The sequence below is a fragment of the Bacillus sp. FDAARGOS_235 genome (assembly GCF_002073415.2).
GTDB lineage: Bacteria > Bacillota > Bacilli > Bacillales > Bacillaceae_G > Bacillus_A > Bacillus_A toyonensis.
This window is the reverse complement of the sequence record NZ_CP020437.2, coordinates 4,498,608-4,512,922: the sequence shown is the minus strand read 5'-3', so window position 1 is coordinate 4,512,922 and position 14,315 is coordinate 4,498,608. Positions and strand designations below refer to the sequence as shown.

Genomic DNA, 14,315 nt, shown 5'->3' with positions numbered 1-14,315 from the left:
AACCAATTTTTCTTCCTTATTATGCTTACAAATGACTTTTTCTAAAAACTATAATATGTAAGGAACATAGTAAAATTTCGTATTACATATATTCTATGTAAAAAAGCTCACACTAATGTGCGAGCTTTTTTCTACTTACAAATTACTTATCGTTTTCCTTTTTCATAAGGAGTTCCTAATGCTTTCGGAGCTTCAGAACGACCTACAAAACCGACAAGTGCTAATATTGTGAATACATACGGTAATATCGTTAATAAAACACTTGGAATCTGGTCTAATACAGGAATTGTTCCACCCGTTACACTAAGAGACTGAGCAAAGCCAAAGAATAGAGCTGCACCCAGTGCGCCTAGCGGATTCCACTTCCCAAAGATCATAGCAGCTAAAGCTAAGAAACCTTGTCCTGTAATAGTTGCTCCTGAGAAGTTATTAGAAATGGACATTGCAAAAATCGCCCCACCAATTCCGGCAAACACCCCTGATATACAAACGCCGATATAGCGCATTTTATATACGTTAATCCCCATCGTATCCGCTGCCATTGGGTGTTCACCAACAGCACGCAATCGAAGACCAAACGGTGTTTTATAAATAACATACCAAACAACAAATGCTAAAACAATCGCAATATACGACGTTATTGGTACATTTGAAAAGAATATTTTCCCTATAACCGGAATATCCGAAAGACCTGAAATATCAATCTTTTCAATACGGTACTGAATAAAGTCAGTCTGCCCTTTATCAAAGATCTTCTTAATTGCAAATACTGTTAAACCAAGAGATAAGAAGTTAATTGCTACACCACTTACAACTTGATCCGCTCGGAATGTAATAGATGCTACTGCATGAAGTAATGCAAATAAACCACTACCAATTGCCGCAAACAATAACGCAATCCACGGAGTCATCGTTCCCCAAGTATCACCCATTAATAAGTTTGTAACAACTCCAATAAATGCACCAAATAGCATTAGTCCTTCTAATCCGATATTTACAACACCCGATCGTTCACTAAATACACCACCTAGTGCTGTGAAAATTATAGGTGCCGATGTATATAACGTACCCGTCACAAGAATGGCTAATATATCTAAAAAGCTCATTTATTTCCCCTCCTTGCTCATGCGTGTAAGCGCCCATCTTAACACATAACTACATGCAACAAAGAAGATGATACATGCAATAATTACGTTTATAAGCTCTGATGGCACATCTGCCTCAAAGTTCATTTGAGGGGAAGCACTTTTCAAACCACCAAATAATAAAGCTGAAAGGATAATACCAAACGGATTATTTCCTCCAAGTAAGGCTACGGCAATCCCGTCAAACCCTACCCCTGTAAAGGAGGACATCGCTGTCATGCTTTGGAATGTTCCTAATCCTTCCATCGCTCCACCAATCCCTGCGAACGCACCAGCAATTGTCATGGAAAATACTACATTACGAGAAACTTTCATCCCTGCATATTGAGAAGCATGTTGATTAAATCCTACTGACTTTAATTCATAACCTAAAGTTGTTCGATCTAATAAGAACCACATTAAAATAGCGATTAAAATTGCTACAATAATTCCCCAGTGAAGGCGTGAACCGTCAGTAATGGATGCAAGCCAGTCTGAAGATAATGACGCACTCTCTTTAATGTCGTACGTTTTATCATTACCCTCGTGTAAAAAGCGCTTAATAATATCATATGTTACATATAACGCGATATAGTTCATCATAATTGTTACAATAACTTCATTAACTTGAAACTTTCCCTTTAAATATCCAGGGATGAAACCCCAGATTCCGCCTACTAACGCTGCGAATAAAATAGATAATGGAATGTGAAGAACAGCTGGTAGCGAGACTGCATAACCGAACCAAACCGCTGCAAGCCAACCAACTAACAATTGACCCTCTACCCCGATATTAAATAAACCTGTACGAAATGCAAACGCCACCGATAAACCAGCAAGAATAAGCGGTATCATTGTACGAAGTGTTTCACCAATCGCACTTGGACTGCCGAACATGCCTGTCCAAAGTGCACTATAACCAACAATTGGGTCATAGCCACTAACTAGCATTACAATCGCTCCTACAAGTAAGCCAAAAATAACGGATAGTACTGGGACTAAAATATTTATCGTTCGTTCTGTTAAAAGTTTTTTAGCCATTTGTACCCACCTGCTCCTTCTTTGTTCCTCCAGCCATTAACAATCCAAGCTGTTGTTCATTCGTTTCTTTCGCATCAACTATTGCTACAATTGTTCCTTCATAAATAACAGCAATTCGATCGCTAACATTTAAAATTTCCTCTAACTCTAGTGATAAAAGTAATACACCTTTTCCTTTATCTCTTTGCTCTATTAATCTCTTATGAATAAATTCAATTGCCCCTACATCTAAACCACGTGTCGGCTGTGCTGCAATTAATAAATCTGGATCACGGTCTACTTCACGTGCAATAATTGCCTTTTGCTGATTTCCCCCAGATAGTGCACGAGCTAACGTTTGCTCACTAGGTGTACGTACATCAAACTGTTCAATAAGTGCCTTTGCTTTTTCTGTAATTTTGCTGAAATTTAAAATCCCTTTCTTTGAAAACGGATTTTTATAGTACGTTTGCAAAACTATATTATCTCTAACAGAAAAATCAAGAACGAGTCCGTGTTTATGACGATCTTCTGGAATATGACCAATTCCTTCTTCTGTTATTTTTCTAACAGGCCAATTTGTTATTTCTTTCCCTTTAATTGCAATAGAACCTGACTCAACTTTTCGTAAACCAGTAATTGCTTCTATTAATTCACTTTGTCCGTTTCCATCAATTCCTGCAATACCGACAATTTCCCCCGCACGAACAGTTAAGTCAAGGCCTTTTACAGCAGGTAGTTGACGTGCATCGTGAACAACAAGGTTTGCAATTGAAAGTACCTCTTCTTTTGGCTTCGCGTCTATTTTTTCTGTTTTAAAATTCACTTGACGTCCGACCATTAATTCTGCAAGTTTATTTTCATCCGTATTTGCAACGTCAACCGTTCCAATCCCTTTTCCTTTACGAATAATCGTACAACGATCGCAAACTTCCATAATTTCTTTCAACTTATGTGTAATAAGAACAATAGATTTCCCTTCTTGCACAAGCTTTTTCATAATTTGAATTAGCTCATGAATTTCTTGTGGTGTTAACACAGCTGTCGGTTCATCAAATATTAAAATTTCTGCCCCGCGGTAAAGTGTTTTTAAAATCTCAACACGCTGTTGCATACCGACAGAAATATCTTGTATTTTCGCATATGGATCTACAGCTAAACCGTATTGTTCAGACAGTTTTTGAATTTCTTTAGCAGCTTCCTCAACAGCAATTTTCCCTTTTTTCTTCGGTTCGTTTCCGAGAATAATATTCTCTGTAACTGTAAAATTATGAACAAGCATAAAGTGCTGATGTACCATTCCAATACCAAGGTCATTTGCTATATTCGGATTTGTAATCTTTACAGTTTTTCCTTTAATTTTAATTTCACCTTGTTCTGGCTGGTACAAACCAAATAGTACATTCATCAATGTGGATTTCCCTGCACCATTTTCTCCAAGTAAAGCATGTATTTCTCCCTGCTTTACTTGCAGCGTAATATCATCATTCGCTACAATGCCTGGGAATACTTTCGTAATGTTATTCATCTCAATTACGTATTCCATTGTGTTCCTCCTTTTAACAGGGAACATTCCCCTATTACACTATTAACTTATTAAGCAATTCGGAAGTTTTATACATACAAAGGTTAGTTCTATGAACTAACCTTTGCTATTTCTCTATTTATTTTTTTAGAGAAGCTTCATATTCTTTATACTCTTTATCTGTAGCTGGTACTTTAATTGCACCATCTGTAATTTTCTTTTCAAACTCTTCTACTTTTGTTAAAATTTCAGGGTTAACTTTTTTCACGTTGTCAGTTGTTTTTGCAATACCAACGCCGTCATCTTTTAAGCCAAACGCTTCTATTTTACCGCCTTTTAATTTACCGTCTTTCGCTTCTTGTGCTACTTTTTCAACAGCGATATCTACACGTTTTACCATTGAAGTTAATGTTACATTTTCAGGCATACCTTCTTGGTTTTGGTCACGGTCAACACCGATTACCCAAACGTTTTCACCTTTTTTCTTACGGTTTTTCGCTTCAGTGAATACACCATTACCTGTACCACCAGCAGCATGATAAATTACATCTACGCCTTGACCATACATTGCTGAAGCAAGAACTGTACCTTTTTCAGGTTTATCAAATGCTTCTGCATATTCAGATACGATTTCAATATTTGGATTTACTGCCTTTGCACCAGCTTTAAATCCATTTTCGAATTTACTAATTAAATCACTCTTCATTCCACCAACAAATCCTACTTTATTCGATTTCGTTGACATAGCTGCTACCGCACCTACAAGGAATGAGCCTTCATGATCTTTAAATGTAATGCTTGTTACGTTTGGTGCATCTACAACAGTATCAACGATTGCGAATTGTTGTTTTGGAGATTCTTTTGCTACTTCTTTAATTGCACCTTCTAATTTATAACCAATTCCGAAAGATAAATCATACTTATCTTTTGAAAATTTCTTTAAGTTCGGAATATAATCTGCTTCTTTTTCAGACTGTAGGTAACGATAATTTGTCTTTTCCTTTAAATCGTTATCTTTACCAAACTTTTTTAGCCCTTCCCAAGAAGATTGGTTGAATGATTTATCATCAACGCCTCCAACATCTGTTACCATACCGACTTTGAAATCTTTATTGTCTTTACTGTCTTTCTTGTCACTGCTCGCTTTATCCGAGTTACCACATGCACCTAAAACTGTACTTGCTGCTAATGTTAATGATAATAAAAGACCTGCTTTTTTCTTCATACTAGAAACCCCTCCTAAAATGATATATATTTCTTCTTACGCTGCTGTCCCTTACTTCTTGCTGTCACCTCCCTAAAAAGGAACTTACTTACATACGTTTTCTTAATACGTGGAAGCTAAACTTATCAGCTCTAAAGTAATTAATAGAATATAAGATTGGCTCATCATTTTGATCATAGTGCATTTGTTTTAATACAAGCAGTGCTGTTTCAGGCTCACATTCTAAAATCGGTGAGATTTTCGGATGGTAACCAATCGGCTCAATATGAGCAACCGCATACGTTATGCGCTTATGCGTGTTATTATGTATCACTGTAAGTAATGATTCTTCATTGTAGCCCGATAAATCCGGCAATATTTCTTTTGCAAGTTTATCAATGCAATATACAACAGGTTCCCCATCCGCTGTACGCACACGCTCAATCATCACTGCATTAAAACCATCTTCACTATTAAACTTCTCTTTTTCTTCTTCGGTTAAAGTTGTTGTAGATGATGATAAAAAGATTGTTCCTGGTGTTTTCCCCACACTAGAAATCATATCTGTAATACTAGAAAGTTGTTCTATTCCAGAAGAAAATAATGGCTTTGCATTTACAAACGTCCCTACACCATGTCTACGAATGACAACATTTTCTTCTTCTAAAATACGCAATGCTTCCCTTAAAGTAGCTCTACTTACGCCAAGTTCTTTCGCTAAATCAAACTCTGATGGCAGCTTTTGTCTTTCTTTGTAAGCCCCATCTTTAATTTTTTCTTTGATGTGATCAATCACCCGTAAATATAGGTGACGACTATCGGATTTTACTGACATAAGACTCCCCCGCATTTCAATTATTCGACCTCTGATGTAAGACTTCTTTTCTCTTTTTTCAACTTACAACATAGTAAACATGACTAATCACTAAAAATAAACACAATTGTCGAATAAATATTAATAATTTTTTTAGATAAAATTTTCACTCTTTACTGCATAAAAAAAACTTTGCACCATAAACATTCCTCTTTTCGAGAAAAAGTTCGGCACAAAGATCCCTTACATCCTTTGTTACACACTTTTCCCCTCATAGTCTAGCAATTCATGGTTGCCAGGTAGAAACTTATGGACCTTATCTCCAAGATTATATGAGGCAGTGATTCTTTTCGAAGTAATCTTACCACTTGCTCTCATACGTGTCAACAAAATTTAACATTTTTCTACAATGAATATCGAACATTTATAAAAAGGCACACTCATAGCATTCGTATTCTAAAGAACCGACTTGAATGTAAGCCCTTTCTTTCTTGTTGAATATAGTATATAACAAAAACAGTATATAAAAAAGCCTAATTGCAAAAACAATTAGGCTTTTTTTAAGAACTTTTTTCTTGTACATCATTAATGAGCACTTCTCTCGGTTTACTACCCTCATATGGACCTACTACACCGTTCATTTCCATTGCATCAATTAGACGAGCAGCTCGCGTATAACCTACTCTAAATCTACGTTGCAACATAGAAACAGACGCTGTTTGCATTTCCACTACGAGCTGAACTGCTTCATCGTATAATTCATCTTCAACTTGCTGCTTTGTCTCAGGGACATCTTGTGGAATCATATCCTCTTGATATTGTGCTTTTTGCTGCCCAATAACATATTCTACAACTCTCTCAACTTCATCATCTGATAAAAATGCACCTTGTACACGAACAGGCTTTGATGCACCAATTGGTATAAATAGCATATCTCCACGACCTAGCAGCTTCTCTGCGCCACCACCATCAAGAATTGTACGAGAATCCGTTTGAGAAGATACAGCGAATGCAATACGTGATGGAATATTCGCTTTAATAACACCTGTAATAACGTCAACCGATGGGCGCTGCGTTGCAATAATTAAATGAATACCAGCCGCACGAGCCATTTGTGCCAAGCGCATTATCGCATCCTCTACATCCGACGAAGCAACCATCATTAAATCTGCTAACTCATCCACAATTACTACAATATACGGTAATTCAGGTTGTTTCGCTTCCGATTGATTATTATGCGCTTTAATATAATCGTTATACCCTTCAATATTCCGCGTACCACTATGAGCAAACAACTCATAACGGCGTTCCATCTCACTTACAACCTTTTTCAAAGCTTGCGATGCTTTTTTCGGATCAGTTACAACTGGTGTTAATAAATGGGGCACACCATTATATACATTTAACTCTACCATTTTCGGATCGATCATCATTAATTTTACTTCATGCGGTTTTGCACGCATTAAAATACTAACTATAATCCCGTTAATACACACACTTTTCCCACTACCTGTCGCACCGGCTACTAGTAAATGGGGCATTTTATTTAAACGGGCCAATACAGCTTCACCTGTAATATCTCGTCCAAGACCAATTAACAACTTCTCTTCTGGATGATTATTAGCCTTAGAGTCCAGCACTTCCCTAAGTGTTACCATAGAAACTTCTGAGTTCGGAACTTCAATCCCTACAGCTGATTTCCCGGGAATAGGCGCTTCAATACGAATGTCTTTCGCAGCTAAAGCAAGCGCTAAATCATCACTTAAACTAACAATTTTACTTACCTTTACTCCCATATCAGGATACACTTCATACTTCGTAACTGCAGGACCTCTGTGTACTTTTGTCACTTTCGCTTTCACACCAAAACTTTGGAATGTACGTTCCAATTTACGAGCATTTTCATAAATTTCCGCATTTTCATTTGTAACTTGCTTATTTTTTGGGAACTTTAATATATCAAGCGAAGGAAGCTTATAATCTTTATTTTCAACATTTGAAAATTGCATCGGTGGGGCACTTGTTTCCGCCTCTAAAGATTCCACAATTTTTTCTCCACGCTTTTTCTTAGGCTCTTCAATAGGTGGAGCTTCTTCAATAAACGGTGAAGTAATTGGATCTGTTACATGTTCTTCTTCCATCCGTTTATCCTCTTCTTCATTTACAGGATAATTCTCAGTGAAATTTGAAATAATGGGGGGATCAATTTGCATCTCTTCCATCGGCTCAATCACTTCTTCTTGCTCCACAGCACGTGCGTGTCTTGAACTTCTTGTTGTTTTTTTCTTTTCTGTTTGTTCAGCAATCCTTTTTGATCGCCAATCTTTATAATCCCCTTGCATAACTTGAAATTGACTTCTAAGAATTCTACCCACCGGGGCAAGAACTTCTCCAATATGCTTATTTGTTATACAAAGTATTCCAAGAATAACTAAAATAATTCCAATGATATAGGCTCCTACTTCATCAAATAAGAAGTAACATGTTGCGAACATGAGCGCACCAAACATCCCACCGCCTAAGTGAACGCTATCTGGCCCTTTTTTCATTTCAAGAAAGAAGTTATCTTTCGTACTCACAATAACAGAAGTATTTTGCACTGCTCCATCTTTCGTAAGAAGGTTAAATAATGTAATATGACTGAACATTAATATCGCCAATACAATTAAATAAAAACCGATTAACCGTTTATTTAAAAGGTTCGGCCATCCACGTTTTATAACAAACGAAACCGATAAAGCTATTACACCTAACACACCAATTATGTACCACTCACCAAAGAAGAAGCGAAAAAATAACACAAACGATTTCCCTACAACGCCTAGCTGTAAAATCGTAATGATTGAAAGTGCAAAAAGAGCCAAACCGACGATTTCATAATATAGAGTTGGCTTTATCGTACGTCTTGCCTTTGCCTTCGTCCCTCTTTGCTTTTGTTTTGCCATTTCTTCACCTCGTGTTCTACATATAAATAAGGACAACCTCTAAAAAAACTCTACTTATATGTCTGTTTTCTCTATTCTTTCAGGTCTTTATCTCTTCTATTTTTACACTTCTTGTAAAATGTTAAATAAACAGAAGAAAGCAGCCCCCTACTCATGGCTGCTCAACCGTCTTGTTTTTTATATTATACCATAGCTTCTGAACAAAATCCTTCTTTTTGCTAAAAGGTTATTTTCTGACCAGGCTCATACTCTAAGTAGTGAAATGGATTCGTACTTAACACACGCACAATAGAATAACACCCATGTTCCTCTTCAGAAACCATCAATTCAACACCATGTATATTTACAACTTTTTGACTTTCACATTGCGAATAATCGGCAGGGTATACAAGTTGCTCTGGCATAATTGTATATAGAATCATTGTAGCATCGTTCCTTCTGCATTATCATCTGCGCGAGCCTCTATTAATTCGTTTAGTTTTTGAAGTGCACTCCCAATGCCACCCACATCATCAATAAGACCATACTTCACTGCATCTCCACCAATTACATTCGTCCCAATATCTCGGGTCAAATTCCCTTTCGCAAACATAAGTTCTTTAAAACGATCTTCCGTTACTTTCGAATGTTTCGTCACAAATCGAATGACTCTTTCTTGCATTTTATCCAAATACTCAAATGTTTGCGGCACACCTATAACAAGACCGGTTAAACGAATTGGGTGAATCGTCATCGTCGCTGTTTCTGCAATAAATGAATAATCAGTCGAAACTGCAATTGGTACACCAATCGAATGCCCTCCGCCTAAAACAAGAGATACCGTCGGTTTCGAAAGCGAAGCTACCATCTCAGAAATCGCTAGCCCTGCTTCAACGTCTCCTCCAACTGTGTTTAATATTAAAAGCAAACCTTCAATTTTCGGATTTTGCTCAATCGCGACAATTTGCGGGATAATGTGCTCATATTTTGTTGTTTTATTTTGCGGTGGCAACTGAACATGACCTTCCACCTGTCCAATGATTGTTAAACAATGAATACGTGATTCATTCATTTGCGGCACATTCGTTTGTCCAAGCTGTTGAATTTTCTCCACTATTGAAGCTTCTTTCGGAACTTCTTTCGGCCCAGCTTCTTTTTCTTCATTTGTATAACGATCACGTTCTGTCATATCGCATCCCCTTTCACTCGTATATAACTATTATTTCTTAAGTTATAAATTTCATTCGATAGGGTTTAAAAAGAAAAAAGATCACCCGTAAAGGTGATCTTTTTTACACTTCCATAATAATCGGTAAAATCATAGGTTTTCTCTTTGTCTCTTCGTACAAGAACTGCCCTAATAATTCACGAATATTTTGTTTTAACATAGACCATTCAATTGAATATTCTTTAATTGATTGCTCAACAATCATGCGTACAATCTCTGTAGATCGCTCAATTAATGCTTCTGATTCACGAACATATACAAAACCACGTGAAATGATTTCTGGACCAGAGATAATTTTCTTTTCATCTTTACCAAGTGTTACAACAACTACTAATATTCCATCTTGAGATAACATCTTTCTATCTCGAAGAACGATATTACCAACGTCACCTACACCTAACCCATCAATTAAGACATTACCAGCTTGCACTTTACCAACTAAGTTTGCTTCATTATCACCAAAAGCAATTACATCGCCTTTTTCTACGATAAAAATATTTTCTCTTGTAATACCTACATCTTCAGCTAAATATGCATGTGCTTTTTGCATACGAAACTCACCATGTACGGGTACAAAATACTTAGGTTTCATTAAATTTAACATTAGTTTTAATTCTTCTTGACTACCATGACCTGAAACGTGAACTTTTCTTTCACCGTAATAAATAACTTCAGCTCCAGCTCTAAATAACAAATCAATAATTTTCGATACAGATATTTCATTCCCCGGAATTGGAGAAGCTGCAATAATAACAGTATCACCTTTACGAATTGAAATTTGTTTATGAGCTTGCTTCGCCATTCTAGAAAGTGCTGCCATCGGTTCCCCTTGACTACCTGTCGTTAAAATAGCTACCTTTTTCTCTGGGAAGTTGTCTACTTCTTGTAATGAAATAACCATACCTTCTGGAACATCTAAATAACCAAGACGTCTTGCAATGTCTACTACTTTCACCATACTACGTCCTACTACCGCTACTTTTCTTCCTGTTTCGGCAGCCGCGTCAAATACTTGTTGAATACGATGTACGTTCGATGCAAATGAAGCAACGATAATACGACCTTCTGCACCGTAGAACACTTTAGAAATTTCTACACCAACTTCTTTTTCCGAACCTGTATAGCCTGGACGCTCAGCGTTTGTACTATCAGATAATAAGCAAAGTACGCCTTCATTTCCGATTTGTGCCATTTTCCCAAGATCTGCTCCATTATTTCCAATTGGAGTTTGATCAAATTTAAAGTCTCCTGTATACACTACAGCACCTTTTGATGTATGGAAACAAACACCAACAGAATCCGGAATACTATGTGTCGTTCCAAAGAATGACACTGTTGTAGTATTAAACTCTACTGTTGAATTTGAATCGATTGTTTTTAAGTCCACACGGCCTAACATGCCCGCTTCACCAAGTTTTTCTTGTATAAGTCCTACCGTTAATTTCGTTGCATACACTGGAATAGATAATTTACGAAGTACATAAACAATTCCACCAATATGATCTTCATGACCGTGAGTAATAAATAAACCTTTTACTCGCTCTTGATTTTCCACTAAGTATGTAATATCAGGAATAACGATATCAATCCCAAACATTTCATCTCCTGGGAACATTAATCCTGCATCTACAATAAAGATTTCAGAATCAATTTCAACACTGTACATGTTTTTCCCGATTTCACCTACTCCACCAAGAGCAAATACTTTAACAGACTCATTCTCTTTTCTCTTCATGTTGTTGCCTGGTTTAAAAATCTTGCAAACACTGATTTCACTAAAATTGTAGAGACACCAGGGGAAACTCTACAACCACCATATATTCACCGTCCAAGACGAATGTCCTTACCGTTATGCGATATCATGTCCTTGTATATTTTTTAAACCAGGTTTCACCTCTCTTTCATTATATAAATCAAATATCTTATTCGATATGATATGAAAATTTAATTAAATTATAATTTCTTCCAATTTTGCTAAGCATACCCGTACTAAGCTACTTAGCCATATTATACCTGATACAAGAAATAGAACACAAGTTAAATTATATGAAAGACTATATAAGAAGCTAAATTGAGGTTGTAATTTGCGAGGTTTTTTTCCACATACTACCTATTATTTTTTCTACTTATATAAGATATTAATGGAAAAATATACATGTGTGTTCTGTATATAAATATAAAGCACTATTCACTAAAAACACATGATCTCTATAATCAATTTCTAACCAATATTATGCCGTCCCCTTCTTATTACACCTCATTAACTATGCTGTTTTTACCACTCACGTATATTTAATCTAAATAAAAATGACCTAGTTTCACACTAGGTCATTTCTTATTAACGAGGAATAGATTGCATTACAGATTGTAACGTTACTCTTTCTTCTTCTGTTAATGGAAGAAGCGGTAAACGTACAGAACCTACATCTAATCCAACCATTTGTAACGCTGTTTTTACTGGCGTTGGGCTTGGCGCCATAAATAATGAATCCGTTACTCTTACAAGTAATTGATGTAATTTTTGCGCCTTCTTAAACTCTCCCGCTTGGAATGCTGTAATCATTTCTTGCATTTCATCTCCGATAACATGAGATGCTACTGAAACGATACCTTTCGCTCCAACCGCCATAGCCGGTAACGTTAAACCGTCATCACCGCTGTATACTGCAAAGTCGTCCGCTGTTTTTTCAATGATTGCTGTCATTGTTAGTACATCGCCGCCTGCATCTTTAATCGCAACAATGTTTTCTATTTCTGATAAACGAACAACTGTATCAACGGAGATTTGTACAATAGATCGTCCTGGAACGTTATATAGCATAACCGGAAGTGGCGTGCTTTCAGCAATCGTTTTAAAGTGCTGATACATTCCTTCTTGACTCGGTTTGTTATAATACGGCGCTACTAGCATAACTGCATCAACACCAACTTCTGTTGCCTTTTTAGTTAAGTCAACAGAGGCATGTGTATTATTGCTACCTGTTCCAGCGATTACGGGCACCCTTTTATCGACAACAGATACGACATGGCGATATAACGCTACTTTTTCTTCTGAAGTTAATGTAGGAGATTCACCTGTCGTTCCTCCTACCACGATTGCTGTTGTACCGTTATCAATTAAATAATTTACCAATTTCGTTGTCTTTGCAAAATCGATATTCCCGTTTATATCAAACGGTGTTACCATCGCAGTTGCAATTGTCCCAAAATCTATCATGGTCTCACTCCTTATTGTTCCAGTTGCTTTTCTTTTGAAAGCTCAAACGCACTATGTAATGCATTTACAGCCTCCACTAAATCAGTTTCTTTTACAAGAACCCAAATTGTCGTATGACTATCTGCCGATTGCAGAATTTGAATACCTTTTTCTGCTAAAGCTGTAACGATTTTCGCAGTAACCCCTGGGATTCCTGCCATTCCAGCTCCAACGATAGATACTTTGGCACAATGCTCTGTCACAATTGGCTCATATCCAAGTTGTTTCAACACTTCGACAGCACGAGCTGATACATTATCATTTACTGTGTAAGCTACACCAGTAGGAGAAATGTTAATTAAATCAACACTAATGCCTTCGTTTGCCATTTCTTTAAATACATGTTGTTGCAAATCATATGCCGTTTCTTTTGCAAGTACTTTAATTTGCGTTACGTTTGATACGTGGGCAATACCTGTAACAGGACGTTCTTCTACATCCTGCCCTTTTGTAGCACCATCGTATGCTGCAATAAGCGTACCTTCGCTATCAGAATACGTAGAGCGTACACGAAGCGGTACTTTTGCATGCATCGCAATTTCAACCGCACGTGGATGAACGACTTTTGCACCTTGGTAAGCCATATTACAAATTTCGTTATACGTTACCGTTTGAAGATGACGTGCATCTTTTACAATACGAGGATCCGCAGTCATAACACCTTCTACATCTGTGAAGATATCAATAAATTCAGCATGAAGCGCAACACCTAATGCTGAAGCTGAAGTATCGCTACCTCCGCGTCCAAGTGTTGTCGTATCACCTTTTTTCGTTTGCCCTTGGAATCCTGTAACGACGATTACATCTAGATTTTCTAATTCTTCATGTATACGATCGCAATTCATTTCAACGATTTTCGCATTCGTAAAGTCATCATTTGTTACAAAACCAGCTTGTGCACCATTTAATGCCGCTGCTTTTATACCGTTCTCATTTAACATATTAGAGAAAACAATTGCAGAGATTAACTCTCCACATGATAATAATAAATCTTGCTCACGTTTAGAAATAGTAGATTCCTCTTGATTTACAAGACTTAATAACGTATCCGTTGCATACGGTTCACCTTTACGGCCCATAGCAGATACGACAGTAACTACTTTATATCCAGCAGCTAACGATTTTTTTATATGATGAAGCGCATGCTTACGTCCATTTTCATCACGTACTGATGTGCCACCAAATTTTTGAACAATTATTTTCATATTTTGCACCTTCTC

The 14,315-nt window shown here is 36.9% G+C and carries 11 protein-coding genes and 1 riboswitch; all 11 genes read right to left on the bottom strand.

The window, feature by feature from the left end; translation table 11 throughout:
• Window positions 1-146 precede the first annotated feature (146 nt).
• The 11 genes from A6J74_RS25655 to dapG all read right to left on the bottom strand — a co-directional run bounded on the left by A6J74_RS25655 (window position 147) and on the right by dapG (window position 14,300).
• The gene (locus A6J74_RS25655; protein ID WP_080609625.1) at window positions 147-1,106 is read right to left on the bottom strand and encodes an ABC transporter permease; all 960 of its coding nucleotides are present in this window, start codon (window positions 1,104-1,106) and stop codon (window positions 147-149) included.
• On the bottom strand, window positions 1,107-2,165 hold the full coding sequence (locus A6J74_RS25650; protein WP_001085263.1) for an ABC transporter permease: 1,059 nt from the start codon (window positions 2,163-2,165) through the stop codon (window positions 1,107-1,109).
• Window positions 2,158-3,690 carry an ABC transporter ATP-binding protein gene (locus A6J74_RS25645; RefSeq protein ID WP_000456934.1) on the bottom strand — a complete coding sequence of 511 codons (1,533 nt, stop codon included), beginning with the start codon at window positions 3,688-3,690 and terminating at the stop codon, window positions 2,158-2,160. Before A6J74_RS25645 ends, A6J74_RS25650 begins: the two co-directional genes overlap by 8 nt.
• Window positions 3,691-3,808: 118 nt before the next feature.
• Window positions 3,809-4,894 (bottom strand): BMP family lipoprotein, encoded by a 1,086-nt coding sequence (locus A6J74_RS25640; RefSeq protein ID WP_000725766.1) that lies wholly within the window; start codon window positions 4,892-4,894, stop codon window positions 3,809-3,811.
• Between the two features lie 88 nt (window positions 4,895-4,982).
• A complete protein-coding gene (locus tag A6J74_RS25635; protein ID WP_000114182.1) occupies window positions 4,983-5,708 on the bottom strand; it encodes a GntR family transcriptional regulator in 726 nt (241 codons plus the stop codon).
• Window positions 5,709-5,941: 233 nt separating this feature from the next.
• Window positions 5,942-6,043, bottom strand: a riboswitch (purine riboswitch).
• Window positions 6,044-6,247: 204 nt separating this feature from the next.
• Window positions 6,248-8,632 carry a DNA translocase FtsK gene (locus A6J74_RS25625; RefSeq protein WP_001118764.1) on the bottom strand — a complete coding sequence of 795 codons (2,385 nt, stop codon included), beginning with the start codon at window positions 8,630-8,632 and terminating at the stop codon, window positions 6,248-6,250.
• A 218-nt stretch (window positions 8,633-8,850) separates the two neighbouring features.
• A complete protein-coding gene (locus A6J74_RS25620) occupies window positions 8,851-9,054 on the bottom strand; it encodes a YlzJ-like family protein (protein WP_000605018.1) in 204 nt (67 codons plus the stop codon).
• On the bottom strand, window positions 9,051-9,800 hold the full coding sequence (tepA, locus tag A6J74_RS25615) for a translocation-enhancing protein TepA (RefSeq protein WP_000139820.1): 750 nt from the start codon (window positions 9,798-9,800) through the stop codon (window positions 9,051-9,053). Before tepA ends, A6J74_RS25620 begins: the two co-directional genes overlap by 4 nt.
• A 103-nt stretch (window positions 9,801-9,903) precedes the next feature.
• Window positions 9,904-11,574, bottom strand: a complete 1,671-nt coding sequence (locus tag A6J74_RS25610) for a ribonuclease J (RefSeq protein ID WP_080609623.1) — start codon at window positions 11,572-11,574, stop codon at window positions 9,904-9,906.
• A gap of 603 nt (window positions 11,575-12,177) precedes the next feature.
• Window positions 12,178-13,056, bottom strand: a complete 879-nt coding sequence (gene dapA / locus A6J74_RS25605; protein WP_000564769.1) for a 4-hydroxy-tetrahydrodipicolinate synthase — start codon at window positions 13,054-13,056, stop codon at window positions 12,178-12,180.
• An 11-nt stretch (window positions 13,057-13,067) separates the two neighbouring features.
• Window positions 13,068-14,300: an aspartate kinase gene (gene dapG / locus A6J74_RS25600; protein ID WP_000692465.1), complete on the bottom strand. Its 1,233-nt coding sequence runs from the start codon at window positions 14,298-14,300 to the stop codon at window positions 13,068-13,070.
• Window positions 14,301-14,315: the final 15 nt, after the last annotated feature.

Bases quoted from the DNA above. Each gene is read 5' to 3' on its own strand.
- A6J74_RS25645 (WP_000456934.1), bottom strand. From the start codon at position 3,690: ATGGAATACGTAATTGAGATGAATAACATTACGAAAGTATTCCCAGGC.
- tepA (WP_000139820.1), bottom strand. From the start codon at position 9,800: ATGACAGAACGTGATCGTTATACAAATGAAGAAAAAGAAGCTGGGCCG.
- dapG (WP_000692465.1), bottom strand. From the start codon at position 14,300: ATGAAAATAATTGTTCAAAAATTTGGTGGCACATCAGTACGTGATGAA.
- A6J74_RS25655 (WP_080609625.1), bottom strand. From the start codon at position 1,106: ATGAGCTTTTTAGATATATTAGCCATTCTTGTGACGGGTACGTTATAT.
- A6J74_RS25635 (WP_000114182.1), bottom strand. From the start codon at position 5,708: ATGTCAGTAAAATCCGATAGTCGTCACCTATATTTACGGGTGATTGAT.
- dapA (WP_000564769.1), bottom strand. From the start codon at position 13,056: ATGATAGATTTTGGGACAATTGCAACTGCGATGGTAACACCGTTTGAT.
- A6J74_RS25640 (WP_000725766.1), bottom strand. From the start codon at position 4,894: ATGAAGAAAAAAGCAGGTCTTTTATTATCATTAACATTAGCAGCAAGT.
- A6J74_RS25650 (WP_001085263.1), bottom strand. From the start codon at position 2,165: ATGGCTAAAAAACTTTTAACAGAACGAACGATAAATATTTTAGTCCCA.
- A6J74_RS25625 (WP_001118764.1), bottom strand. From the start codon at position 8,632: ATGGCAAAACAAAAGCAAAGAGGGACGAAGGCAAAGGCAAGACGTACG.
- A6J74_RS25620 (WP_000605018.1), bottom strand. From the start codon at position 9,054: ATGATTCTATATACAATTATGCCAGAGCAACTTGTATACCCTGCCGAT.
- A6J74_RS25610 (WP_080609623.1), bottom strand. From the start codon at position 11,574: ATGAAGAGAAAAGAGAATGAGTCTGTTAAAGTATTTGCTCTTGGTGGA.